Raw genomic sequence first — 24,981 nt, 5'->3', positions numbered from 1 at the left:
GCCATGCCCTGCTTACTTGTCCCACAACTCTTCCAAGCGCGCATCACGGCCGCAAGTGGTGCGGTAAAAGTTGTAACGCAGCGGATTTTTGTTGTGATAATCCTGATGGTAATCCTCAGCGGCATAGAAGGATTTGAGCGGCAGGATTTCGGTGACGATAGGGTCGTCAAATCGGCCGGATTCTGTCAGTTTTTTGCGGGATGCCTCCAGCACTTCCTTCTGTTCGTCATTGGCGTAATACACCGCGCTGCGGTATTGCGGGCCGTGATCACAGAACTGGGCGTTGGCAGTGACCGGGTCGATGGTTGGCCAGAATATCTCTACCAGCTTGCTGTAGTCGGTCTTGCTGGGATCATAAAACACAGCGACTGACTCAATGTGTCCGGTACGGCCTGAGGATACCTGTTCATAATCAGCGGTCTCTGCTGCGCCGCCGGTATAGCCAGAAACAGTCTCAACCACGCCTTCGACCTTGTCGAAATCGGACTCGGTACACCAAAAACAGCCGCCGGAAAATACCACCATCTTTGTGCCGTCGGGGCCTTTGGTCAGAGGCTCGGCAGCTTGTGTGAGCGGAGCCAGCAACAGCAGTGCGCTAAGCGCTATGGTTTTGTTCATGCATCACCTCGTAACGCGGGAAGTTTTTCGCCTTTGGGTACAAAGCGTAGAGCCAAACCGTTATTGCACCAGCGTTCACCGCGCGGCGCTGGACCATCGTCAAACAGGTGGCCTTGGTGACCGCCGCAGCGCCCGCAGTGGTATTCGGTACGTGGCCAGATAAAGGCATAGTCGGCCTTTGAACCAAGGTGGCCCTCGATTGGCTGGGTAAAGCTAGGCCAGCCGGTACCGCTATCGAACTTGGCGCTGGCATTAAACAGAGGCGAATAGCACGCCGCGCAAACATAAGTGCCGTCATCGTAGAGCTTATCGAGTGGGCTGCTGTGGGGGCGCTCGGTGTCTTCTTCAAATAGCACGTCGTAGGCTTCTGCGGAAACCTTATCGCGCCAATAGCTTTCCTCATGATCAAGCGGGGTAACAGTCAATGCCATTTCTTTATCGACCGCCAAAGCCAAAGGGCTACGCGCCAACAAAGGGATAGCGGGAACGGCGAGGAGGCCGGTAAGCAAGGTTCTGCGTTTCATGGGAAGCACCTTTGTGGTTTTAGCTGTTGTTCATACTTATCTGACGCCCAGCATTTGGATTTGTTACAAACGACGCAAAGCCAATTTTAGCTGTGCAGAAAATAGAGGTGTTTTATGCTGAGGCATCTTGGCTAACTGTCGCGCTCAAGATAAAGTCCGTTAGCCAACTCATTTAAGGAATAACAATAATGCTGAGCGTTAAGAGTGTTCTCCGCGCAGGTTCTAGCGGTCTGCTGCTGGGTGGACTGATGTTGTCTTGTGCCGCACTGGCGCAGCAAAGCACTGCACAACCCATACCGCCGCAGCGGCTGGAAGCTTTTGCCCAAGCGATGCAGGCGCAGGTCGAGCAGGGCAAGGTGGGTGGTATCGCAACCTTGGTCTATCAAAATGGCGAAGTGGTACAACGCGGCGAATACGGTTTTCAGGACATTGCAGGCGAAAAGCCGCTGGCTGGAGACTCGCTGTACAAAATTTTCTCGCTAACCAAGCTGGTTACGGGCACGGGTTTGTTGCGGCTGTACGACGAAGGCAAGTTCCAGCTGGATGATCCCGTCGGAAAATACCTGCCGCAACTGATGGATTTGCAGGTTGCTGTATCTGAGGGGCCAGACGGCTTTCCAATTACTGAACCGGCAAAGCATCCAGTCACCATCCGTGAACTGATGACTCACACTGCAGGCTTTACCTATGGCCGCTTCTCTATTTCGCAGGTGGATGAGTTGTACGTTAAGGCGGACATTCAAGACCCCAAAACTACCCTCGCAGTGATGATGGACAAGTTGGCTAACATTCCGCTGCGTCAGCAACCGGGTACACTTTGGCACTACAGCATTGCGGTAGATATTCAGGCGCGGTTGATCGAAGTGCTGTCTGGCATGCCCTTCGATGCTTACCTCCAGCAGCACATCTTTGAGCCACTGCAGATGGTAGACACCGATTTTTACGCGCCGGAAGATAAAGCTGAGCGCTTGGCTGTTTCATACATGCCGCAGGAAGACGGTTCGCTTAAACCCATACCGAATGATGCCTTCCTGAGCAAGCCGAGTTTTCTCAACGGTGGCGGCGGTTTGATCTCCAGTACGGATGATTATCTGCGTTTCACTCGCATGTTGTTGAATGAAGGTGAGTTGGACGGCAAGCGCATCCTCAAGGCCGATACTGTGCGGCTGATGCGTCAGAATCAGTTACCTGCCGGAGTCGACAATATTGGACCCTTCTTCCCCGGCAACCAGTTCGGCCTTAACGTCGCGGTGGTGAATGACTCTGCAGCTGCGGGTTATTTACCTGAAGGCACGTACTGGTGGTGGGGCATTCAGGGCGCCTGGGCGTGGATTGATCCGACCAATCAAACCATTATTCTGGGCATGATGCAGAACACCGATTACCGACTCTCGCGGGTGATTCACAACACCGCAAGCCGCGCGCTGTATGGGCCGGTTGAGCAATAAGGCAAGCCGAAGCAGCGAGTGAGGCCGATGCCGCTGGCCGGGATGGAACCCGGCCTTCCATGGCAGTACACCGCTCTGTACTTGTGCACTCTAGTGAACGAACCACGTGTCTATTGGAGGGCCGGGTTCCATCCCGGCCAGCGGTGCCTTAAACAACACCCCTGGTGGAGATAAAACTCAGCCTCCTGCTGTTAGCTAGCGCCTAACTGCTCGCGCCACCCGCCCCCAACACCTGCTCCAGCGGCAACTGTGCATGCAAATTCACGCTACCTTGCGCCGCAAAAATCACCAAATGCTCGGCCGCCACACGAATGCCCAATTGATCGCCAATTTGGTGGTCGGCATGGCTGGGGAAGAGCGCTTCCAATGCGCTGCCGGTGGGTAGCTGCAGGCTATAAAGAATATAGGCGCCGAGAAAAGTTTTACCCACAATGCTGGCCTGCAGTGGGCTGTCCTGCGCGCCAATAATGTCATCGGGGCGCAGCAGCACATCCACGGCGCTGCCAACTGGCAAGGCGTAAGCGCGATTACCGCGTAGCAAGCCCAGCTCGGTCTGCACGGTATCGGGTGAGGTCAGCTGGCCGCGAATAAAATAACCTTGCCCAATGAAGCTCGCTACAAAGGGCGTCGAAGGCTCGTGGTAAAGATTGTAGGGCGTATCCCATTGTTGCAGTTGCCCATCTTTCAGCACTGCAACGTGATCGCAAACGGCGAAGGCTTCGCTCTGATCGTGGGTGACCAGCATGGCGCTGATCCCGCGACTTTTAAGAATCTCGCGCACCTCGCCAGACAGGCGCCGACGCAGCTCGCCGTCCAGGTTGGAAAAAGGCTCATCCAGCAGCAGGATTTTTGGGTCAGGCGCCATCGCACGGGCGAGGGCAACGCGTTGTTGCTGGCCGCCGGATAGCTCATGCGGGTAGCGTTTACCAAGATGGCCTAGCTTAACCAGCTCCAGCAGTTCGCCGACCACACGTTTGCGGTCTGGGTGCTTGTGGATGCCAAAGCCCACATTGTCGGCCACGCTCAGGTGCGGAAATAGCGCGTAGTCCTGAAATACCATGCCAATGCGGCGCTGCTCGGGCGGTAATCGCTGCGTAGTACTCGAGAGAGTCTCGCCGTCGAGCACGATACTGCCCGCGGTTATTGGCTCAAATCCGGCGATGGCGCGCAGGGTAGTGGTCTTGCCGCAACCCGAGGGGCCAAGCAGGCAACCGATGTCGCCGGCTCTTAGAAGCAGATTTAACCCCGATACCACTGGATGCTCGCCATAACCACAGGCGAGCTGGTTGAGTTCAAGTAAAGGCTTGGACGAGCTGGGCATACGGCGTCTCCGCGTCAATCGACGAGCAGGAACTCGACCAGGGCTTTCTGTGCGTGCAGACGGTTTTCTGCCTGATCCCACACAACGCTGCGTGGGTCTTCCATTAGCTCTGAGCTGACTTCTTCGCCGCGGTGAGCGGGCAAGCAATGCATAAACAGCACCGACTCGTCAGCGGCGTCTAACATCGCAGGCGTTACCTGATACGGAGCAAAGCGCTTGAGGCGTGCTTCGGTCTCATCTTCTTGCCCCATAGAGGCCCACACATCGGTATTGATCAGATGAGCGCCCTTAACGGCTTCCATCGGATCACGCATGATCTGCACGCGGTCACCTGCTTGCTCAAGGAACTGCTTGCCCGGTTCATAGCCTTCAGGGCAGGCAATACGCAGCTGAAAGTCGAACTGAATGGCGGCTTGAATAAAGGTGTTGCACATATTATTGCCATCACCGACCCAGGCCACGGTTTTGCCTTTGATGGCGCCGCGATGTTCCAGGTAGGTTTGCATGTCGGCCAGCAACTGGCACGGGTGCAGGTCATCAGTCAGGCCGTTGATCACCGGTACGCGTGAGTATTGCGCGAAGGTTTCCAGCATATCGTGCGCAAAGGTGCGGATCATGATGGCATCGCACATGCTGGAGAGCACGCGGGCGCTATCTTCGATCGGCTCACCGCGACCCAGCTGAGTATCGCGAGGCGACAGAAAGATAGCCTGACCACCAAGGTGCGCCATGCCGGCCTCAAAAGACACGCGCGTGCGGGTCGAGGCTTTCTCGAAGATCATACCAAGCACGCGGTTTTTCAACGGCTCATACACCACACCTTGGCGGTGCAGTGACTTTAGCTCAACGCCGCGCTTGATCAGGCTGATCAGCTCAGCCTCGGAACAATCCATCAGTGACAAGAAGTGCCTTGCAGTCATATCCATACTACCCGGTTAACTCGGTCGTCTACCGACCGGAAACAGTGTGCCCTACCGAGACCTGAAGGCCCGGTAACAGCCACAGCAAAAAAAGAGAAGCAGCGATCTTATAGGGAAATTCCGGGCAAAGGCAAATGTGTGCAGGGTAGTCGCCAGTACAGAGACTGATTCAATCAATGAATAGGCTTCTATTTTGCCGCTTGCGGCCCCGTCAGCCGGGGCTTAGAGTTAATCCAATATAATAAAACCTGCCTGGTGAAATCGATGTCCGTTACCCATTTTCGTGCTTGTCATTTGTGCGAGGCCATCTGTGGCCTGGCGATAGAAACCGAAGGCGAGCGCATTCTGTCTATTAAGGGTGATCCAGAAGACAGCTTCAGCCGTGGGCACATCTGCCCCAAGGCCATCGCCCTGCAAGACATCCAGGATGATCCGCAGCGTTTGCGTCAGCCGGTAAAACGAGTAGGCGAGCATTGGCAGCCTATTGGCTGGGATGAGGCCTTTGAACTGGTCGCTAATCGCTTCGCCGAGATACAGCGCGAGCATGGCAACAATGCGGTCGGTGTGTATATGGGTAATCCCAATGTGCACAACTATGGCTCCATGACCCACGGCAATTACTTTCTGGGTCAATTGCACACCAAGCAGCGTTACTCGGCCACCTCAGTCGACCAACTGCCGCATCACTTGGTCTCGCTCTGGCTGTACGGCCACATGCTGATGATCCCGATTCCCGACATCGACCATACCGACTACTTTTTGATGCTGGGCGCTAATCCCATCGCGTCCAACGGCAGCATCATGACAGTGCCCGACGTGGGTAAACGTATCAAAGCCCTGAAAGCACGTGGCGGAAAACTGGTGGTGGTGGACCCTAGACGTAGCGAAACAGCCGAGGTGGCCAGTGAGCACCTATTTATTCAGCCCGGGACAGACGTTGCGCTATTGCTGGGGTTGCTCAACACGCTGTTCACCGAGCAGCTGACCAAAGCCAGTCCGGCACTGGATGCCACCGATGGGGTCGAGGCGGTCGCAGCTGCCGTTAGCGAATTCACGGCCGAAAAAATGGCTGCCTATTGCGCTGTGCCCGCCGAGCAGATCAAGCAACTGGCGCGCGATTTTGCCGCCGCTGAGCATGCTGTCTGTTATGGCCGCATGGGCGTTTCAGTGCAACGCTACGGTACGCTGTGTCAGTGGTTGATTCAGGTTATCAATATAGTGACCGGCAACTTAGATGTGCCAGGTGGTTCGCTATTTCCCGAGCCCGCGTTTGATGTCAGTAAAAGCAAGGGAGGTCACTTCAATGCCTGGCAGAGCCGCGTCTCCGGGCTGCCGGAATTTAACGGCGAGCTGCCGTCAGCGGTATTGGCCGAAGAGATACTCACGCCGGGTGACGGACAAATCAAAGCGCTGTTTACCTCGGCGGGCAATCCGGTGCTGTCTACCCCCAACGGTCGTCGGCTGGATCAGGCGCTGGAAGGCCTGGAGTTTATGGTCAGCGTGGATCTTTATATCAATGAAACCACCCGGCATGCCGATGTGATTTTGCCGCCTACCTCATCGCTTGAGCACGATCACTACGACATTACCTTTAACAACTTCGCCGTGCGCAACGTCACCCGTTACAACGAGCCGGTATTGCCTAAACCCGCAGGCGCATTGCATGACTGGGAAATCTTCGTCGGCCTGGGTCAGGCGTTTGCGCAAGTGATGGGCACTACCGCGCGGGAGACTATGCCACCGGCACAAATGGTTGATATAGCATTGAAGAGCGGCCCCCACGGCGATCGGCTGAACTTGGCTGAACTACAGAAGCATCCGCATGGCATTGATTTGGGTCCGTTGCAGCCTAACCTGTTGCGCCGCTTGCAAACCGCCAGCAAGCGCATCGAGTTGGCACAACCATTGATGCTAGAAGATCTAAAGCGGGTGTTTGATGAACTGGATACCTTGCAGCCAAAAGAGGGCGAACTGCGGCTGATTGGCCGGCGTCACGTGCGCAGCAACAACTCCTGGATGCACAACTATCAGCGCCTGGTGAAAGGTAAGCCCAGAGACCAACTGCTGATGCACCCGCAGGATCTTGTCGAGCGTGGCTTACAGGATGGCCAGTGGGTGACCGTGCGCTCGCGCGTTGGCGCGGTGCAGGTAAAGGTGAGTGCAACCGATGAAGTGGTAAAGGGCGTCGTCAGCCTACCGCATGGCTGGGGTCATAACCGTGGGGGCACTCAGATGGAGACCGCGGAGCGTAACGCGGGCGTCAGCGCCAACGACCTGACCGATGAGCGCTTCTTTGATCCGGTCACCGGCAATGCCGCCGTCAACGGTGTGAGTGTTGAGGTGGTGGCAGCATAACGCGGCACATTGCTGTAGAATGTGTGCCCAGCAAAGTGTTCGAACGCCTTACCCAGTTACGAGGAGTTACCATGGATGTCATCGATACCATCAAAGAACAGATCGCCAGCAACCCGGTACTGATCTACATGAAAGGCGCACCAAATGCCCCACAGTGCGGCTTTTCTGCTCGCGCAGTACAGGCGCTGATGGCCTGTGGCGAGAAGTTTGCTTATGTCGACATTCTGCAAAACCCAGACATTCGCAGTAACCTGCCGGGCTACGCCAACTGGCCAACCTTCCCACAATTGTGGGTCGGTGGTGAACTGGTTGGTGGCAGCGACATTATCGCCGAGCTGCATGAGTCTGGTGAGTTAGCCGGTATGGTGAAAGCAGTTCAGCCTGCTGCTTAAACCGATCTAGTACCAGCATTAAAAAACCGCATCTTGATGCGGTTTTTTTATTTAGAGCACTAGCGAGAGAAACCCCATCCCATCCTAGGCTCTTACCGGGCAGCGTGCTGTGAGTATTGAGCGCTGGCATTGTTCCCAACGCTGGGTGGGGATTTTGGAAGGTCGAGTTCCATCTCGACCAGCGCGCCCGCAGTTCACATCGCTCTTGCCACGAGCTACACAACAACAGCGGTGTACTTGTCGGCACCGCTGGCCGGGATGGAACCCGGCCCTCCATTAAACCGCAGCGTCGCTTTAACAAACCACTGGCAATCAGAAAAACGCCTCTGCCCCGCAAGCAACAAAATGCGGGTTCTCAAACCCGGGCTTGCCATACCCCAAAGGCGTGCCATCAAGCACTTGCACCAATCCACCCGCTGCCCGTAACACAGCATCACCTGCGGCAATATCCCATTCCATTGTGCGGCCCATACGTGGGTAGAGATCAGCCTGTCCAGCGGCAATCAGGCACAGCTTTAGCGAGGAGCCAGCGCCAATCGTGGAGTTGATTTTGCGACCCTCCAAAAGCTGGGTCAGCGCAGCTGCATCGCCGTGTGATCGGCTAGCCAGTACGTCCAAACCGGCCGCTGATGGCTTACGCACGTGAATGTCACGGCGCGCAGCGTCGCCGCCTTCCATAAATGCGCCGTTGTCGCGCGAGCCGGCATACAGTTGATTAAGTACGGGTGCCAATACCACCCCCAGCAAGGGCTTGCCATCTTCTATCAACGCAATATTGACGGTGAACTCACCATTGCGGTTGACGAACTCTCTGGTGCCATCCAGCGGATCAACTAGCCAGAAACAGTCATCAACTTGGGGTATATCACCGGCCGCATGAGCTTCTTCGGCAATGATCGGGAACTGCAGGCTTAGCGATCTCAGGCCTTTGAGAATCAGCGCCTCTGCTTGCTCGTCTGCTGCGGTGACGGGCGAAGCATCGTCTTTGCCGCGTACCTCAAAGTCGCTTTTGTACACCTCGAGAATCAGATCGCCTGCGTCCCGCGCGATCTTGATGATGGCCTCTAGTAAGGCGGCCTGGTCGCTTGCCCGCATGTGTTATCTCCCCGAAAGTCTCGCCACAGCCCGTAGTCTCGAAGCTGGGTATTAATAGCAGATAGTGTCATACAAGCCGTGGCAACGAACAAGCGGGGTAGCTGCAACTGTTAGAAGAAGACAAGGAGTTTAGTGCCGTTTGTTGTGTGCGCTGGACCAGTGCCATTCTTCGGGAGTCTCACACAAGCCGGCAACTACAGGGCTTTCATGCAGGTCACGAATGACCTCGGTGAGGTGCTTTTTGTCGCGAATAAATCGATCTTGATAACGCTTCATCCACAAGCCTTTGCTCTTCAACTTTAGTCCCAACCGGGTGTTGTGCTGCAATGCCCAACGTGTGGTGATGGCTTTCCAATCCTGAACAATCCGCGCGAGCGGGAAGCATGGCTCGATCAGTACATGTAGTTGGTTGGGCATGATGCACCAAGCAATCAGCTTATAACGCTTGGCGTGCTGGTCTTCCAATACATCTAACACGGCGCGCGCTACCTCCGGGTGCTGTAACGAACAACTGCCATGGCCGGCATTCAGTATCTCTTGAGTGCGCTGGCGCTTGAAGTGCACATGCTTGGCAGGTTGTACCATGCGAGCATCCACTTCCATTTGTTGCAGTTCGGAGGCGGGCAGGGCGTCAACCAGGCGCAGCGTTACCAGCTGGATGTCGTAGGGGATTTCCGGTTGGGGTTTGGGGGTGTGGTAATACCAGCCGCGCCAGACTTCAAAGTGCCGGTTGTTGATGCTGTAAGTAGATCGGCTCATTCAACGTCATCCTTGTCGTTTTAGGTGGTGTCCAGAACTTACCAGTCATAAAGTGGCTATAGATGAGACGCGGCCCGCAGTTTGCAGCTTTGATGGCAATATGATTTCAAGGATGTGTGCTGGTTCGCGGTTGGCGATCTAGGCCGAGATGGAATTGCGTCTGCTAGAAGACGTGCGGCATGTCAGCCAAACGTGTTTCCGCCGACTCCGCTGGCCGGGATGGAACCCGGCCCTCCATAAAGCAACCAGCGGAGTCAGCGGTCAAGAGCGGCGCGCTTGCCTACGTGCGAAGAAAATATAAATGCTGGCCAGCAGCAACCCTATAGCTATACCGCTGGAGTTGGCATAGATATCGGCCCACTCAGCAGTACGGGTAGGGTGGAATGACTGCACGTACTCGACGGCTACCCCAATGCTGAACATGAACAGCGCACGAAACCACCAACGCCAGCGCGGAAACGCCAGGTAGCTTAGGACTGTCAGCGAGAACAAACCGCCTGCGTGATAGAGCGACGCCTGCCAGTTGTAAGCAGCAGGGGTTGGCGTTGGGCGCATGCCAAGATATAAGCCCAATGCCAGCAGCATAAAAAAGGCTACCTTGAAGACGGTGCGATACCGCGTCCAGAGACGCAACAGGGTGGACTGCATGATTATTCCGTTATGCTGCCGAACCCGTCATCAAAGCGGTCGAGATCGCGATCTGCTGTCAGGTCGTAAAGTTGATAATAGCGGGCCAGGCGCGCGCCACCGTCCCGGGTCAGCGGGTTCCAGGCCACGGTACCGCTGGAAGTGGTCGAGCGTGCGAAGAAGGCGTCGAACGGGAAGCTCACATACACGCCCTTGTCGAAGCTACCCTCGCCGAACTCTTCCTTCGATACGTTGGTTATGGTCGCCCATCCGCCAATCGAAACACCGTTGTTAAAGCGACGAGAGAGATCCAGGGTGCCACCGTAATCGCCGGCCAAATAACGACCAACGCTGGCCTTGGCAAGAATGTTATGGAATCCGGTTTTCAAGTAACCGGTAACATGGCCGGTGAGGATGGAGTAGTCGCGAAAGCTGAAATGTTGCTCATAACCGCGCTGCTTCACCCAGTTGGCATCCACACCCAAGGCCCAATTGGCATCATAGGGGCGGTAAAGCACTTCACCACCCACGCCGCCGTACATAGACTCGAATAAGCCAATATAACCCATAGCATAAAGATCGCGATCAAGCTGTTCGGTCTGGGTGTATTGCAAATGCCCCAGTTGCACGTCAGAGGTGGTCATGTACTGCCGAAGGTCAGTTCGCACGCGCGGCAAGTTACTGGGGCCGTCGTATTCAAACTGATCGTAGTTGTTAAGTAGGTTCACACCCAGGCTACCGTGCACCCACTTATTGCGGTCAAAGTAGTAAGCGCCGTCAAAACGCAGCAGAAACTGGTACAACAGGAAGGCATCAGGCCCGCCCACGTTCTGGTTGTAGCCGAGCGATGTACCAAAATCGGTGCGATCCAGCGGCGCCGTATAAACGACCTCGTCATCCAATATGGACGGTACGGCGTTAGCAGTAGAGCGTCGCAGCGTCTGCCGATCAATTTCGTTGCGCTCGTATTCCCGCAGTTTTTCGGCATTGATGCTGGTCTGGCTGATAGGCATTCCACGCGAGCGATAAACCAGGGTGTACCAATCGTAAGCGCCTTCGCCGAGGCTATTGTCGAGCACTCTGCCGGCACGGCCCAAGCCCTTGGCGCGATCGCGGAATGTACCTTGTTCGCCCGTAACGATAACTTCGTCACCGTGTAAGGATATCTCCTGCACCTTGATGCCAGCATTGCTTTGCAGGCGTTGGCTGACGTTTTCCCAGTCTACCGCCGCGCCCGTAACGCCTGCTGGCAGGGGTTTGCGTGCCTCTGGCGCAGGGTCAAGTACCTTCTTAGGCATACTGCCAGTTTTCAAATTGGTATGGAAGGTGATGCCGAACATCGCGGTGTTGCCACGCTCCCACGCCGCGGTGATGTCGATGCCATCGGTGACGCTGTAAAGCGCGCCAAAGTTGATGGGGTAGTCCTGATCCTGGTTATTGTTTTGCGGCTCAGATTGATAGTCGTTACCTTCCAACTCAGCTTTAATGCGTAACTTGTCCCACGGAGTTTGATATTCAACGCCACCAAAGAAACCGGGGCGGCCACTGAAGTAGCTGCTGGTATTGAACGTACCGCCGGTTGCGTCATTGCGGGTGCGCTCGTCAAAGCTGTCGCTGATTAATGAAAACGGGTTGCTTATGTCGCCGCGATTGCCGATGTAACCCCAGGCAAGCCCCAAACTAAAGTCGAAGTTGTGTACGCGTTTGTTGGCAACAAAAAATTCGCTGGAAAACAGACCAGTACCACCCACGTCGCGGAAGCCCAGCGCCAGTTCGGGCGCCCAGTAACTCTCCTGCCAGAGGCGAAACTTGGCATCGATGGCCTTGTCCTTCAGGCTCTGGTCGCCGTCAGGGTCAGCTGTGTAATCGCGGTTGGTGATGGCGATATAACGCAGGGTACCTTCCAGCCAAGGTAGCGGCTGAGCAGAGATACTGTAGCGGCTGTAGGGGCTGGTGCGGTTAGCGTTGAAGCTCAGCGCGCCTTCGGGCGCCATGCGCGCGGTAGGGGTTTGTAACAGTCCCACGCCACCAAAATCGTGTTGAGTGGTGCGATAACGGTTATTGTCATCAGCCCAGCTAGCCGTCGCCGCAGTTAGCAGCAATGGGAGTGCAATTAGCGGGCCGGCAGCTAAAGGGCCTACAAAGCGAAAGCGTATGAAGCCAGCGTTGGAAAAAAGTGCAGCGAAAAATCGCAAATAACATTTACTCACTATAACCGCCTGTCAGCTGATACTGAGTCGCTAGCCAGGTGGCCATTTCTTTATTGAACTCGCCGCTGCTGGGGCCAAAAAAAGCGGGCTCGAACGGCACGTAGAGTACTGCGCCAACCGCTATCCAGGCATCTTCGGCATTCCAATAGGCGATGCCTATGGATTGTACCTTGCCATCCGGCTGAACCAGGTAGAGATATTCCCGGTTGGCCGCGTCATGCAAAGCGCACTCTGCCACGTAATCGGCTGGGTCACGCGCGGGCACAAAATCGAGCACGCAATCCTGTTGCACGGCACCCATCACGCGCACATTGCTGGGCCGCCGCGGATAAATAATCTGGTCATCAGGCTCAAGTAGTGGATTGAACTCGGTGAGGTATTGCTTAAGAGGGTTCAATTCAGCAAATACGCGACCCGTCACCGGCATATCTTGTACACGCTGCTGCCAGCTGGCCAGCAGCGCCATTGTTTCAGGGCTGGCAACGGCACGTGCGTTAACAATAGCGGACTGTAAATCAAAGAGTATGCCGCGCTTGAGCTTACGCTGATCGCGCATGGCGCTTTTGCGCAGTAATGCAGCACCTTGATACCAGGCGTCGTCGGCAACCGCCGCACCGATGCTCGCATTCAGTAAGCGCGCCCCGGGTTGCCAGGCAAGGTCTCCAGGGCGTTGAACGGCACCGCTAACATTGACGGTTTGAGCTGCATGGCTAAATGCAGAGAGCATCGTAAAGCAGCAGCCGGTGATGAACGGTGTGATCCAAGCGCGCTTCACGGGGTCTCTCCCATGCTTGGCAGTCGCGTCAGGGTTATGTCCATTACAGGCAGCGTAGGCGAAATATGCTGAATGCTGCGGCGTACCTGGCCTGTTTGCATATCGAGCCAATAATAGTTGATGGCTTTGTAATCCAGCTGCGGCATCCAGATGGTTTCATCTATGCGCTGATGGGGCTGAACTGAACCGAGAATGTCTATCTTTTCTACAGGCCCACGACGGTAAGTCGCGTATTGCTCAAGCCCCGTCTGATACGCAAGAGGATAGTCTGCGTAGCGCAGCACTTGAGCTCCGTCCGCAACCTGCATCAAACCGGTGATAAAAGGATCCTGCGGGATAAGCGGAATGAGTGCATCATTTTCAACGCCGAGCAACTGAGTAACGCGCCCGTGGTCGGTTTGCACCTCTTCGGTCAAGCCGTACCAGTTTACCCGCTCGCCGCTGTGCTCCGGCGCTACAAACAGGCCTTCCGAGGCACCAGCCTGGATATATAGGCTGTCTGCCTTGACCGAACGAATGTAATCCACGGAGATGACGTTGGCCTTGCCACTAATGGCAAGGTTGAGCGATTCAATCGAAGTGGCGGTCATGGAGTTGCATGCAGGCAAGCAAGCCGCAGCCAAGGCCAATAGGCCCCCGCGAGTAAACAAATTCACAGGGTCGCCTTAGTCGTTGCCGATGTCGTTGTAATCGCTACCTATACGAACACCGGTGCCCAACAGGCTAGCACTGGGGAATAGTTGGCTGACAAAGCGGTTCCAGCGGGTGATACCTGCGGCGCCAACAAAGACCACATCCTGCGGTTGCATCTCAAACTGGTTCGCGAGAATAAAGGCAGAAGGTGATTGAGCATTTAACTGGAAAATAGTCGCTTTCTGCGTTTCCAGGTTTTCCACGCCACGGATCACATAAACTTCGCGGCCGCTGGCAGAAATAGGTGAGGGGCCGCCCACGGTGCCCAAAACTTCGCTCAAGGTCATGCGGCTGGTGCTGTAAGGCAGCGCTGAGGGACGTTCGACCTCACCCATCACAAAAATCTTGCGGGAGTCATTCAATGCTAAGTGTAGTTTGTCACCGGGTTTGAGATAGACGTTACCAACCGCGCTGGGGTTACTGGTCAGGTAGTCATAGTCAAGAGTATAAACCTCGCCTTCGCGTATCAGGTTCAGGCTGGACAGGTCTGCGCGGTCAGGGTCGATGCCCGCTTGCCCGATTGCTTGTAACAAGGTGAGCGGTTGCGAATTGATTGCCTGGAAGCCGGGCTGCATGAATGCACCGCTTAGCGTTATCTTCTGGCTGTTGTATTCAATAATGTTGACGTCAACCTGGGGCTGCTCAATATAGCGAGCTAAGCGGTCGCTGATGATCTTGCGTAGCTCTTCCTGGGTAAGCCCACCAACCTGCACACTGCCAATGAAGGGATAGAAAAGAGTGCCATCGTCGCGTACGACTCGTGCGTTGGCGGAAGAGGGCTGTTGTTGCCCGCCGGGAATGGTCAGCTCAGGATGATCCCAAACAGTGATAAACAGGGCGTCATTAGGTCCGATACGATAATTTTCAGGCGTATAGCCGAGTAACGCCGCTGGCACTTCGCGGTCCGGCGCGACGGCCTTCTCTTGGGCTAGCACCTTGGGTGTGATCTGCACCATTTCAACCAAGCTTTCTTCTACCGAATCTTCGGCTATCAAGCGGTCTGTATCCATATGCATGCCGGGAGAAAACATACAGGCTTGCAGTAGAAGTGCTGAAGTGCTGAGCGCAGCTAGAGAAAGACGGTTCATGGTGGCGGATTCTTATCTTTTATCGTGATCGGGAGCTTACTTCGGATAATAAAAAAGCCACCCGAAACAGGGTTTCAGGTGGCTTCAGGGTGCTACCTGCCCAATATTAATTGGTGCCGGTAGTACCAGTGGTGCCAGTAGCGCCGTCATCTGAACCGTCGCTGCTATCGCTGGCTGCGACTGCGGCGAGGCCGACTACAGCAACACCCAGAGCGATTCCAGCTCCGCCAACTCCACCGATTGCGCCTTCTACAGGAGGGCTGCCAACGGGCGGGGTTGCTGCAGCAGGATTGCCAGTGGCATCAACGCCAGATGGACCTGGATCGGTTGGCGCTTGTGCGAAGCTCACGCTGGAGGCGAGCAGCAGGCCGCTGGCCACCATTGCAAATGTGTGTTTTTTCATAACTCGTCTCCTTGCGAATTGAAATTCATATTCGATTATACGCGTCGGGCTCGGTATTGAAAGCCCTTATCTTTGATCAGCGTACTTTACTTGCTGTCAGATTTATACTCGTACTGATAATAGCCGTAATTTCCGTAGCCGTAGGCAGATGCCTTTTTCTCAACGGCGTTGAAGATAGCGCCCTTTATATCAACACCATTGTTACGGAAACGTTGCAACGTCTGCTCAATTTCTCTTACCGGGTTTAAGCCGAAGCGGGTAACAATCAGGCTGGTGCCCGCCAAACGCCCTACCAATGCGGCATCGGTCACCGCCAGTATAGGTGGTGTATCCACAATTACCAGATCGTACATGCTGCTCAATTTATTCAGCAATGTTTCGAAGTTAGCATGCATCAGTAACTCCGACGGATTGGGAGGGATCTGTCCGCGGGATATAAAGTGCAAGTTTTCCACTTCAGTTTTGTGAACTATGTCCGCTAATGCATGGGTGCTCACCAGCATATTGGAAAGGCCGGGCTCTGGTTCGCGGTTTAGCAGTTTGTGTACATAACCTTTACGCATATCGCCATCAAGCAATACAACTTTTTGTCCGGTTTGCGCAACGATAGCAGCCAGGTTGGCGGAGATGAAGGACTTACCCACGCTAGGGCTAGGGCCGGAGATCATCAGAATATTATTCTTGGCTTCCATCATCGCGAAATGCAGGCTGGTTCGCAGGCTGCGTAGCGCTTCGATCGAGAGGTCTGCAGGATTGGTCGCCGCTAGCAAGTGCGAACCCTGGATGTTCAATTTAGATTTGCTGCCGCGTTCAAGCACCTGTTGGTCCTTGCTGAACGGCACTGCGGCGTAAACCGGGAGGCCCATTTGTTCAATCAATTCAGGGTTTTCGATACCGCGGTTCAGAGCGTGGCGCAGCAACGCAATGGCTACACCCAGCATTCCGCCCAGCAATGTGGCGAGCACCACGATCAGCGCTTTCTTTGGCTTAACGGGCTGCGAGGTGTCAACCACGGCGTCGTCAATAATGCGCACGTTACCAACGGTGCCAGCGCGAACGATGTCCAGCTCCTGAGACTTATTCAGCATGGCAGTGTAGATTTCAGTGCTAACTTTTACATCGCGCGCGAAACGCAGCAGCTCTTGCTGTGTTTCCGGTAGGCCGCCCACGCGTTTGAGCAGGTCGTCTCTGCGTGTTTCGAGCTGACGCTTTTGCTCCATCAGGGCTTGATAGTTGGGGTGTTGGCGGGTGAAGCGGCGTTCCATTTCGGAGCGTTTGAGGGCTAGCTCTGAGATGGCGGTTTCCAGCTCTACTACCTGATCCAGTACCGCTTGCGTCTCAAGCGTTATATCCACGGATCCGGCGCTGGCCTGGTATTCGTTTAACGCATTTTCTGCGGCTTCAAGCTGGCGGCGTACTTCGGGTAGTTGTTCTTTCAAAAAATCCAGGCTCTGCTGAGCCTCAGCAGATTTACGCTCTACATTCTGGCGTACATAAAGTCGGCTGATTTCATCCAGTGTGGCGGTAGCTTTTGCGGGGTGGGGGCTTGCCAGGCTCATCGAGATTATCCCCGAATCTTTACCTTTTTCACTGGCGCCTACGCGGCGTTGATAGTCAAGAATAGTACTAAGATCATTGCGCTTAGTTACCAGGAACTCAGTACCAGGGTGAGCTGATAACTGTTCAAGTTGAATGCGAAAGCCTTGCTCGTCCAGCGGCTGGCCTACTGTGCCACTCACTAGGGTTTCGCCGTCTTCATTCAGCAATGTATAGCCGTTATTTTCTTCAGCACGCAAAACAAGCTCTTCACCCTCGTAAGCGCGCGGCACTTCAAGCTGAAATATCTTCAGCTGCTCACCGCCCCAGGCATAACTATCAAAGCCAAGAAAAGAGTTAGCCAATGGCTCATCTGATGTAGGGCTAAAGCGGCGGTAGAAAAAAGAGCCAATCACCGACATCAATTTGGGCTCTGCTACGATGTCCAGCTTTAGGTTATCAACAGCTTGGCCAATCACCTTGCGGGATTTAAGCAGTTCTATTTCGGTAGTCGCCGCGCTGGCACTGGAAAACATCTCACCACCAGACGCATCACCTAATAAGCTACCGATGCCCTGCGACTTTTCTTCTATCTGAATAACGGCGTTGGCCTGGTAGATAGGGGTAGAGAGCACGGCGTAAGCGATACCACAGACCGCGAATGCAAGGGTGCAGGCAATGATAGTCAGCTTGTGATCAATCAGTGCGCCCAGCAGGGCCAATAGATCGATTTCGTCGCTCGTTTCGTTGGCGGAAGGCGCGGAAGTAGTCTGCATTACGGGGTGTTTTCCATTACAAATAAAAGTCAGTGTTTAAGATAGGGCAACCATGCATTGGTTGCTTGTTCCATTATCCGGAATACATGTTCAAATGCCGGTAACTGCTGGCGGTAAGGATCAGGCACCTCTTTATTGTCTAGCCATTTACCCAACAGCATAGTCTTGCCGCGCGCGTGCGGTGCCATCGCGTGAATAGACTGTATATGGCCGTTTTCCATCGCCAGCACTAAATCCGCGTCACGCAGCATGGCGGGCGTCAGTTGTCGGGCTTTGTGGTTAGGCAGTGAATAACCTGCAGCAGCCATTACCTCCGAAGCAGTGGTGTTTACGGGCTTGTCTACCAAGGCACCAAGGCCTGCCGAACACACCTGAATCTGGCTGTCCGCCAGCTTGGCTTGCAGCAAGGCTTCCGCGGTCGGGCTACGGCAGATATTGCCAACACAGACAACAATAATCGATTTGATCATTCGGTATTGAGCCATCCAAAACTAAGCAGCTGATTCAAGTAAATAGGGCGGCAACTTTAGTTTCTGCCTTATGTTGGGTCAAGCCATCCGCAAAACCCAGTGGCTCGATAAGTCAGTTGCTGCGGCGATTGTGATTGAGGTTGTCAACTGCTGCAACCCTATATAGCCCGTAAATACTCGATTTGCGAAAGAGTCTTTCTGTAATCCTGGGGGCGGGTATAGCGTTTAAGTAGGAATTGTGGGCTGGTTCGCCGAATTATCTGAGTGAGATACATAAGCTTCGCTGCACAAAAGGAGCTTGTTTATGTGTGAAGAATATCCAAGGATTCAGCACCACGGTGCTGTTAGTGGAGTAACTGGGTCATGTCACCAGTTGTGGTTGACTGATAGCGACAGCCTGCTAATTGATTGCGGCCTGTTTCAAGGCGCCGAGACGTCTAGCGCAGGCGCAGGGCAGGATAGGTTAGCGGTCGAATTTGCTTTGCAGTCGGTGCGCGCACTGGTTGTTACGCATGTGCATGTAGACCATATCGGCCGCCTACCTTGGCTGATAGCCGCAGGTTTTCAGCAGGCCATTCATTGCACCGAGCCTTCAGCCGCTCTCATGCCCGCGGTGCTGGAAGATGCCTTTAAGGTGGGTATCAAGCGTGACGCTAATCTAGCAAACCGTTTTGTGCAAAAAGTGGCGAGCAGGTTGCAAGGCCATCTTTATAAAAAATGGGTGACCTTGCTTGAGCGCCCAGATCTGATCTGCCGTATTCGCTTTCAACGCGCCGGCCACATCCTGGGGTCGGCTTATATCGAGTGCGATGTGCGTTACCCGCTGCAAAACAGAACACGGCGCATTGTATTCTCCGGAGACCTGGGTGCGCCTCATGCACCCATGCTGCCAGCGCCACGCCCACCTTACGCCGCTGACGTGGTGGTGCTCGAAAGCACCTACGGTGACCGCTTGCACGAGAGCCGTCTTAATCGGCGAGCTCGCCTAAAGCAGGTACTGGAGCGCGCGTTAGCTGACGGAGGTAGTGTGATTATTCCCGCGTTCAGTATCGGCCGCACCCAAGAGCTACTCTACGAGCTGGAAAGCATAATCGACGACTCTCAAGGCTGGCAGAAAATTCCGGTGATACTGGACGCACCATTAGCCACACGCTTCACCAAGCTCTACCGCGAACTTAAACCTTGGTGGGATGCAGAAGCCCTTAAGCGAGTAGTGACTGGTCGCCAGCCACTGGCTTTCAAGCAACTATTGACGGTAAACACCCATGCCCAGCACCAGAGCATGGTTAACCGCCTCACCCAAACCCGTCAGCCAGCCATCGTCATTACCGGCAGTGGTATGTGTACCGCAGGCAGAGTCGTCAATTACCTCAAAGCCATGCTAGGGGATGCTCGGCACAATATCGTCTTCGTCGGCTATCAAGCCCGCGGCACACCAGGCCACGCCATCCAGCAGCACGGCCCGCAAAACGGCTACGTAGACCTGGACGGCGCACGCTACACCATCAAGGCAGGCGTACACACGCTAGGCGGCTACTCCGCCCACGCCGACCAAAAAGGCTTAGTCAGCTTCATCACCGGCATGCACCACTGGCCCAAAGAAGTACGCCTAGTCCACGGCGACGAAGGCGCCAAAGCCACCCTAGCCAGCAAACTACGACAAGCAGCACAGGAAAAATCTAAAGAGCTACAAGTAACCATCCCAACCTAAAGCCCGCCAGCCAACACAAGCCACAGCTCATTGGCACAGCAATGCCATCCCAATAATGAATCCCAACTGTTCTCTGGAGGGCCGGGTTCCATCCCGGCCAGCTAGCTCAGCAGCCCCTGTCCTGGTGGTCTGCACTACGGAGTTAGCGCTTTGTCGCCGGTTAGTACGCTGGTCGAGATGGAACCCGACCTTCCCAGTCACACCTGCTTCGCACCAACGCTGGGCTCCCAGATGGAGCGGTGCACTGCAGAGTTATGGAAGGCCGGGTTCCATCCCGGCCAGCAAAGGTTCAGCAGAACCCAATAGCCAAACCAACCCCCGGCCCACAATGCCATCACTTGATGTTCTAGACCGTAACCACAAGCCCACCGCAACGGCACGCCCCAAACCATCCCATCTGAGCGGGCGAGTAGCGCAGAGTTGCCGGGAAAAAGATGTGCGCGGTGTCTGAGGTGCGAAGCGCCGAGTTTGTGAGCGGCCGGCCAGGCACGTCCCCGGCAGCTTGAGCAACGCAGCGAACCCAAAGGGCTGCGCAGCTGGGTGCCCTGGGGAATCGCCAAGGGGGCATGGGCAAGCATGCCTCCTTGGCTCGCCTAAAGGCGAAAACGGTAATGAGCTAAACCCTACAAAATCGGCAGACCCGGCATATAGCAGAGCCAATTCCCGGAAAGCAAAGTTTTCCGACCGCGACCCAAGCCCCGCAACGGCACGCCCCTAACCATCCCACATAAGTGGGCAGGAAACACAAAGCTGACGAAAAAATGCTTGGGTTACCGCGAGCGCCGAGTTAGAAAGCGGCCGGCTGAATGCGGCTCGCCAAGTACAGCCTGAGAGATGCCCCCCAGCACACCAAGCCACAAACCAAACGCAAAATCGCAATCCAGCCACCCCAAAACCACCTCAACTGCGCCCGCTTAATACCATTTCGAGCCAAAACCATGACTCAAAACAGCCCACTGTGTTGCGCTAAATAGAACAAATTCCCGTTTAACGCTTGTCGCCCTAACGGCCCTGTCTGTAACATACGGCCTCAAGTTCATCGCGAAAATGGCTTTTTGCCAGCACTCAGGTGCCGCGAGCCAGCAATACAGCAGCGCGTTCAGCAAGGCGCGATTGAAGGACAGGATGTCACAGGCAGCTCCAGGAAAATGGTATCTCATCCAGTGCAAACCTCGGCAAGAGGTGCGTGCGGAAGAGAATTTGCGCAATCAAGCCTACACATGCTACCTGCCGCTGCATCAAGTGCAGCGCCTGTGTCATGGCAAAGCCGTCTCTTTAAACGAGCCGTTGTTTCCTGGCTACCTGTTTATCAAACTCTGCGAATTTACTGAAAGTTGGCATCCCATTCGGTCCACTCGGGGCGTTTTGCGTCTGGTTACCTTTGCTAATCAAGCAGTGCCGCTATCTGATCAACTGCTTAGTAATATTCGCGGCCGGGTAGAGCAACGCCCTTCGAGTAAACAAATTTTTGCCAGCGGTGATGTTGTTGCCCTGACTACAGGACCTTTACGCGACCTAGACGCCATTTTTAGCAGTTTTGATGGCGAGGAAAGGGCAATCATCCTGCTGAGTCTCATGCATCGACAGCAGCAGATGAGTGTGCCGCTGAAGGCCCTCAGATCGACAGCCTGAAATCTTTTCTGAAATAAATATCCTATATAACAGGCATCAGAGAATGCCGATCGATTCGCCAGCAAGAGCTTTAAGAAGCTAACAAATGTGCTTTTTCAGCTTTTGTTTTATGAATCGTCACAATGTGCGTTTGTTCACGTCCTCAAGAAGCCGACTACAAATCTTGGGGCGGTAGCGTTGAAAAAATGAACCAACAGGGAGCGCCGTGCTCGAAGCCGGCGTCGCTGCAGCACCGCGCAGCGGTTATGAGTAGTTGCCTCTAACAGGAAGATCTATCAAATATGTGCGGAATAGTCGGCGCAGTCTCACTGCGTAATATCACCCCCATCCTCATAGAGGGCCTGCGTCGGCTGGAGTATCGCGGCTATGATTCAGCCGGCGTCGCCGTACTTGCTGATGGCAATGGCATACAGCGTACCCGTGCCATGGGTAAGGTCGCTGAGTTGGAGCGCGCGTTAGAGTCTAGTCCAGCTAATGGTCACTTAGGTATTGCGCATACCCGTTGGGCAACCCACGGCAAGCCGTCTGAGCAGAACGCGCATCCGCACTTATCAGAGCGGCTCGCGGTGGTGCATAACGGCATTATCGAGAACCATCATAAGCTACGCGTGCGCCTACAAGATCACGGTTATGAATTCACCTCGGATACAGATACCGAGGTGGTTGCGCATCTATTAGCGCACCACTACGGCATCAAACCCGACATGCTCTGCGCGTTGCGTAGCACTCTGGCGGAGCTACATGGCGCCTTCGCGCTGGGCATTATCCATCAGGATGAGCCAAACACCCTGTATTGCGCCCGTATGGGCAGCCCGTTGGTGATCGGCATAGGCAGTGAAGAGCACTTTATCGGCTCCGATCCGTTGGCTCTGCTGCAAGTAACTGACCAGTTCGTCTATCTGAATGAAGGCGAGCATGCGCGTCTTACGCTCAATGAATGCAGCATCTGGAACAGCAATAATCAGCCAGTAGAGCATCCTATTCAACGCTACGAGCATGCCGCGCATAGCTTGGATAAAGGCGAATACCGTCATTACATGCTCAAAGAAATCTACGAGCAGCCCGCAGCCATCGCCAATACGTTGAGCGGTACGCTAGGCGATGATCATGTGCTTACAGCCATATTGGGCCCCGATGCTGAAGATCAGCTCAAGCATATCTGCAATATCCATATTGTGGCTTGCGGCACCAGTTATCACGCTGGGCTAGTAGCTCGTTACTGGATTGAAGATCAGGTAAACCTGCCGTGCCAGGTAGAAGTTGCAAGCGAATACCGTTACCGCAATGTGGCTGTGCCTGAAGGCACCTTGTTAATTACCATTTCTCAATCGGGAGAAACAGCAGACACCCTCGCTGCGCTGCGCTATTCCAAACAGCAGGGCTATCTAGGCACTCTGGCTATTTGCAACGTTGCGGGCAGCTCATTGGTGCGCGAGGCGGATTGGCGTTTGCTTACCCAAGCGGGGCCGGAAATTGGCGTAGCGTCTACCAAAGCCTTCACCACTCAACTAGTCGCCCTGCTGTGGTTAACTACGGCCTTGGCCCAGGAGCGCAAGCGCGCACCCGAGATGATTGCCGCCAATGTGCGAGCGCTGCGCAGCCTGCCTGCATTGGTAGAGTCGGTGCTGGAACTGGATGGAGGTATTGAAGAACTATCCCATACCTTTGCTAACAAGCACCACGCACTCTTTTTGGGACGCGGCACGCATTATCCCATCGCGATGGAAGGGGCGCTTAAGCTCAAGGAAATCTCCTATATTCACGCAGAGGCTTATGCTGCGGGTGAGCTAAAACACGGCCCGCTAGCGCTGGTGGATGAAGATATGCCCGTGGTCAGCGTTGCTCCCAGCGATAGCTTGCTGGAAAAGCTCAAGTCAAACTTACAGGAAGTACGCGCGCGCGGTGGTCAGTTAATTAACTTTGCCTGTGAGCGTGCCGAATTGGATAACGGTGATGGTATAACTCATATCAAACTGCCATGGGTTCATGAAAGCGTCTCGCCCATAGTTTATACCATCCCGTTGCAGCTGCTCAGCTATCACGTAGCGTTAGTGAAAGGCACAGACGTAGACAAGCCAAGAAACCTGGCGAAGTCGGTAACCGTCGAGTAATCCAAATGTAGTGTTGTGAGGCTGGAGTAAGCTAAGCAAAACCCGAAAAAAACGGTTGCACATCTAATAACTGAAAAATTTCTAATGCAGCAGGAATACGCCCGAATGCCCAAACAGAAAAGCATCAAAATAGCCGTAGTTGGTACCGGTTACGTAGGTCTCTCTAATGCCGTCCTCCTTGCTCAGCATAACGAAGTCGTAGCTTTGGATGTCATTGACGAAAAAGTTAAACAGATCAACGATCGTACAAGCCCGATTGTGGACGCCGAAATTGAACATTATCTGAAAAACAAGCGGCTAAATCTACGAGCAACTACAGATAAAGATGATGCATATAGCGGCGCGGACTTTGTCATAGTAGCTACTCCTACAGACTACGATTCTAATACAAACTATTTTAATACTGAGAGTGTTGAATCGGTCATCAAGGACGTTTTGACGTTAAACCCCACGGTAATCATCATTATAAAATCTACTATTCCCGTGGGTTACACCAAGGGGTTACGCGCTAAGCTAAAAAACCAGAACATTATTTTTGCACCAGAATTTTTGCGTGAAGGCAAGGCGCTGTATGACAATCTTCATCCTTCGCGGATTATTGTGGGTGAACGGTCTGATCGTGCACGTGTATTTGCTGAGCTGCTAAAGCAGGGCGCAATCAAGAAAGATCCTCAGGTACTGCTTACAGATTCAACTGAAGCAGAAGCTATCAAGCTATTTGCCAATACCTATCTCGCCATGCGTGTAGCTTATTTCAACGAGTTGGATACATATGCGGAAAGTCATGGTCTAGATACTCGCCAGATTATAGAGGGAGTTTGTCTGGATCAGCGTATTGGTTGTCATTACAATAATCCCTCTTTCGGGTACGGAGGTTATTGTTTGCCGAAAGATACCAAGCAACTACTGGCTAACTATGCAGAAGTACCCAGCACAATGATAAAAGCGATAGTCGAAGCAAATACCACACGGAAAGACTTTATAGCTGAAGCCATCCTTAAGCTTAAGCCTAAAGTCGTCGGGATCTACCGGCTAGCTATGAAAGCAGACTCCGACAATTTTCGGGCCTCTGCAATTCAAGGAGTTATGAAGCGATTAAAGGCGAAAGGCATTACTGTCATTGTATACGAGCCGGCGTATATAGGTGAGTACTTTTACAACTCAGAAGTAATTTCTGACGTAGAGGTTTTTAAAAAGCAGTGTTCTGTGGTTGTGACTAACCGCATGCATAATGAACTAAAAGATATAGCTGAAAAAGTGTACACGCGCGATCTTTTTGGTGGCGATTTTTGATGAGAAAATAGCGAAACCTAAGATGCTGGAATTTTATTAGCATTTTTCTATGCTACAGCAGCGTATAACGTTAGCCGCAAATATAGCATCTTAGGGCGAAGTGAAGAACTATTTTGGCCTACATTTCCGGGTTTGAATTTTGGTTTGTTAATCAGATTGAGTAATATGAAAAATGTTATTTAAATGAACTTTTTTTGCTGATTGCTCAATTTAATGTTTCATGC

General features: G+C 53.9%; 21 protein-coding genes. 7 read left to right on the top strand and 14 right to left on the bottom strand.

Annotation, left to right across the window (positions count from 1 at the left end):
• Nucleotides 1-12 precede the first annotated feature (12 nt).
• On the bottom strand, nt 13-618 hold the full coding sequence (gene msrA, locus AC1XYH_RS10385; RefSeq protein WP_483323125.1) for a peptide-methionine (S)-S-oxide reductase MsrA: 606 nt from the start codon (nt 616-618) through the stop codon (nt 13-15).
• Nucleotides 615-1,142 carry a peptide-methionine (R)-S-oxide reductase MsrB gene (gene msrB, locus AC1XYH_RS10380; RefSeq protein ID WP_483323124.1) on the bottom strand — a complete coding sequence of 176 codons (528 nt, stop codon included), beginning with the start codon at nt 1,140-1,142 and terminating at the stop codon, nt 615-617. Before msrB ends, msrA begins: the two co-directional genes overlap by 4 nt.
• A 188-nt stretch (nt 1,143-1,330) precedes the next feature.
• Between msrB and AC1XYH_RS10375 the strand changes: the two genes are divergently transcribed.
• Nucleotides 1,331-2,590: a serine hydrolase domain-containing protein gene (locus AC1XYH_RS10375; protein ID WP_483323123.1), complete on the top strand. Its 1,260-nt coding sequence runs from the start codon at nt 1,331-1,333 to the stop codon at nt 2,588-2,590.
• Nucleotides 2,591-2,792: 202 nt separating this feature from the next.
• On the opposite strand, the gene AC1XYH_RS10370 is transcribed toward AC1XYH_RS10375, so the two are convergent.
• Nucleotides 2,793-3,911 carry an ABC transporter ATP-binding protein gene (locus AC1XYH_RS10370; RefSeq protein ID WP_483323122.1) on the bottom strand — a complete coding sequence of 373 codons (1,119 nt, stop codon included), beginning with the start codon at nt 3,909-3,911 and terminating at the stop codon, nt 2,793-2,795.
• Nucleotides 3,912-3,925: 14 nt separating this feature from the next.
• On the bottom strand, nt 3,926-4,831 hold the full coding sequence (argF, locus tag AC1XYH_RS10365) for an ornithine carbamoyltransferase (RefSeq protein ID WP_483323121.1): 906 nt from the start codon (nt 4,829-4,831) through the stop codon (nt 3,926-3,928).
• A 264-nt stretch (nt 4,832-5,095) separates the two neighbouring features.
• Between argF and AC1XYH_RS10360 the strand changes: the two genes are divergently transcribed.
• The gene (locus tag AC1XYH_RS10360; protein ID WP_483323120.1) at nt 5,096-7,186 is read left to right on the top strand and encodes a molybdopterin-dependent oxidoreductase; all 2,091 of its coding nucleotides are present in this window, start codon (nt 5,096-5,098) and stop codon (nt 7,184-7,186) included.
• Between the two features lie 71 nt (nt 7,187-7,257).
• Nucleotides 7,258-7,578 carry a Grx4 family monothiol glutaredoxin gene (gene grxD / locus AC1XYH_RS10355; RefSeq protein ID WP_483323119.1) on the top strand — a complete coding sequence of 107 codons (321 nt, stop codon included), beginning with the start codon at nt 7,258-7,260 and terminating at the stop codon, nt 7,576-7,578.
• A gap of 312 nt (nt 7,579-7,890) precedes the next feature.
• On the opposite strand, the gene cysQ is transcribed toward grxD, so the two are convergent.
• From cysQ to AC1XYH_RS10305, 10 genes are all read right to left on the bottom strand, one after another.
• Nucleotides 7,891-8,673: a 3'(2'),5'-bisphosphate nucleotidase CysQ gene (gene cysQ / locus AC1XYH_RS10350; protein WP_483323118.1), complete on the bottom strand. Its 783-nt coding sequence runs from the start codon at nt 8,671-8,673 to the stop codon at nt 7,891-7,893.
• Nucleotides 8,674-8,802: 129 nt separating this feature from the next.
• On the bottom strand, nt 8,803-9,432 hold the full coding sequence (locus tag AC1XYH_RS10345) for a transposase (RefSeq protein ID WP_483323117.1): 630 nt from the start codon (nt 9,430-9,432) through the stop codon (nt 8,803-8,805).
• Between the two features lie 261 nt (nt 9,433-9,693).
• Complete coding sequence (locus AC1XYH_RS10340; RefSeq protein ID WP_483323116.1) at nt 9,694-10,080, bottom strand: VanZ family protein; 387 nt, start codon at nt 10,078-10,080, stop codon at nt 9,694-9,696.
• Between the two features lie 2 nt (nt 10,081-10,082).
• Nucleotides 10,083-12,161: a YjbH domain-containing protein gene (locus AC1XYH_RS10335; RefSeq protein ID WP_483326352.1), complete on the bottom strand. Its 2,079-nt coding sequence runs from the start codon at nt 12,159-12,161 to the stop codon at nt 10,083-10,085.
• Nucleotides 12,162-12,261: 100 nt separating this feature from the next.
• Nucleotides 12,262-13,044, bottom strand: a complete 783-nt coding sequence (locus AC1XYH_RS10330; protein ID WP_483323115.1) for a capsule biosynthesis GfcC family protein — start codon at nt 13,042-13,044, stop codon at nt 12,262-12,264.
• A complete protein-coding gene (locus tag AC1XYH_RS10325) occupies nt 13,041-13,700 on the bottom strand; it encodes a YjbF family lipoprotein (protein WP_483323114.1) in 660 nt (219 codons plus the stop codon). The genes AC1XYH_RS10330 and AC1XYH_RS10325 overlap by 4 nt, the downstream gene beginning before the upstream one ends.
• Nucleotides 13,701-13,709: 9 nt before the next feature.
• On the bottom strand, nt 13,710-14,825 hold the full coding sequence (locus AC1XYH_RS10320; RefSeq protein WP_483323113.1) for a polysaccharide biosynthesis/export family protein: 1,116 nt from the start codon (nt 14,823-14,825) through the stop codon (nt 13,710-13,712).
• 106 nt (nt 14,826-14,931) lie between these two features.
• A complete protein-coding gene (locus tag AC1XYH_RS10315; protein WP_483323112.1) occupies nt 14,932-15,228 on the bottom strand; it encodes a hypothetical protein in 297 nt (98 codons plus the stop codon).
• 86 nt (nt 15,229-15,314) lie between these two features.
• Nucleotides 15,315-17,540, bottom strand: coding sequence for a polysaccharide biosynthesis tyrosine autokinase (locus AC1XYH_RS10310; RefSeq protein WP_483323111.1), 2,226 nt, complete (start codon nt 17,538-17,540; stop codon nt 15,315-15,317).
• A 29-nt stretch (nt 17,541-17,569) separates the two neighbouring features.
• On the bottom strand, nt 17,570-18,010 hold the full coding sequence (locus AC1XYH_RS10305; RefSeq protein WP_483323110.1) for a low molecular weight protein-tyrosine-phosphatase: 441 nt from the start codon (nt 18,008-18,010) through the stop codon (nt 17,570-17,572).
• A 304-nt stretch (nt 18,011-18,314) separates the two neighbouring features.
• On the opposite strand from AC1XYH_RS10305, the gene AC1XYH_RS10300 reads away from it, so the two are divergent.
• The 4 genes from AC1XYH_RS10300 to AC1XYH_RS10285 all read left to right on the top strand — a co-directional run bounded on the left by AC1XYH_RS10300 (nt 18,315) and on the right by AC1XYH_RS10285 (nt 24,757).
• Nucleotides 18,315-19,721, top strand: coding sequence for an MBL fold metallo-hydrolase RNA specificity domain-containing protein (locus tag AC1XYH_RS10300; protein WP_483323109.1), 1,407 nt, complete (start codon nt 18,315-18,317; stop codon nt 19,719-19,721).
• Between the two features lie 1,113 nt (nt 19,722-20,834).
• A complete protein-coding gene (gene rfaH, locus AC1XYH_RS10295; protein WP_483323108.1) occupies nt 20,835-21,353 on the top strand; it encodes a transcription/translation regulatory transformer protein RfaH in 519 nt (172 codons plus the stop codon).
• A gap of 281 nt (nt 21,354-21,634) precedes the next feature.
• Nucleotides 21,635-23,464: a glutamine--fructose-6-phosphate transaminase (isomerizing) gene (gene glmS, locus AC1XYH_RS10290; protein WP_483323107.1), complete on the top strand. Its 1,830-nt coding sequence runs from the start codon at nt 21,635-21,637 to the stop codon at nt 23,462-23,464.
• A 123-nt stretch (nt 23,465-23,587) separates the two neighbouring features.
• A complete protein-coding gene (locus AC1XYH_RS10285; protein ID WP_483326351.1) occupies nt 23,588-24,757 on the top strand; it encodes a nucleotide sugar dehydrogenase in 1,170 nt (389 codons plus the stop codon).
• Nucleotides 24,758-24,981 lie beyond the last annotated feature (224 nt).

The sequence above is a fragment of the Pseudomonas sp. GW-45 genome (assembly GCF_056896675.1).
This window is presented reverse-complemented; position numbering and strand designations above follow the sequence as displayed.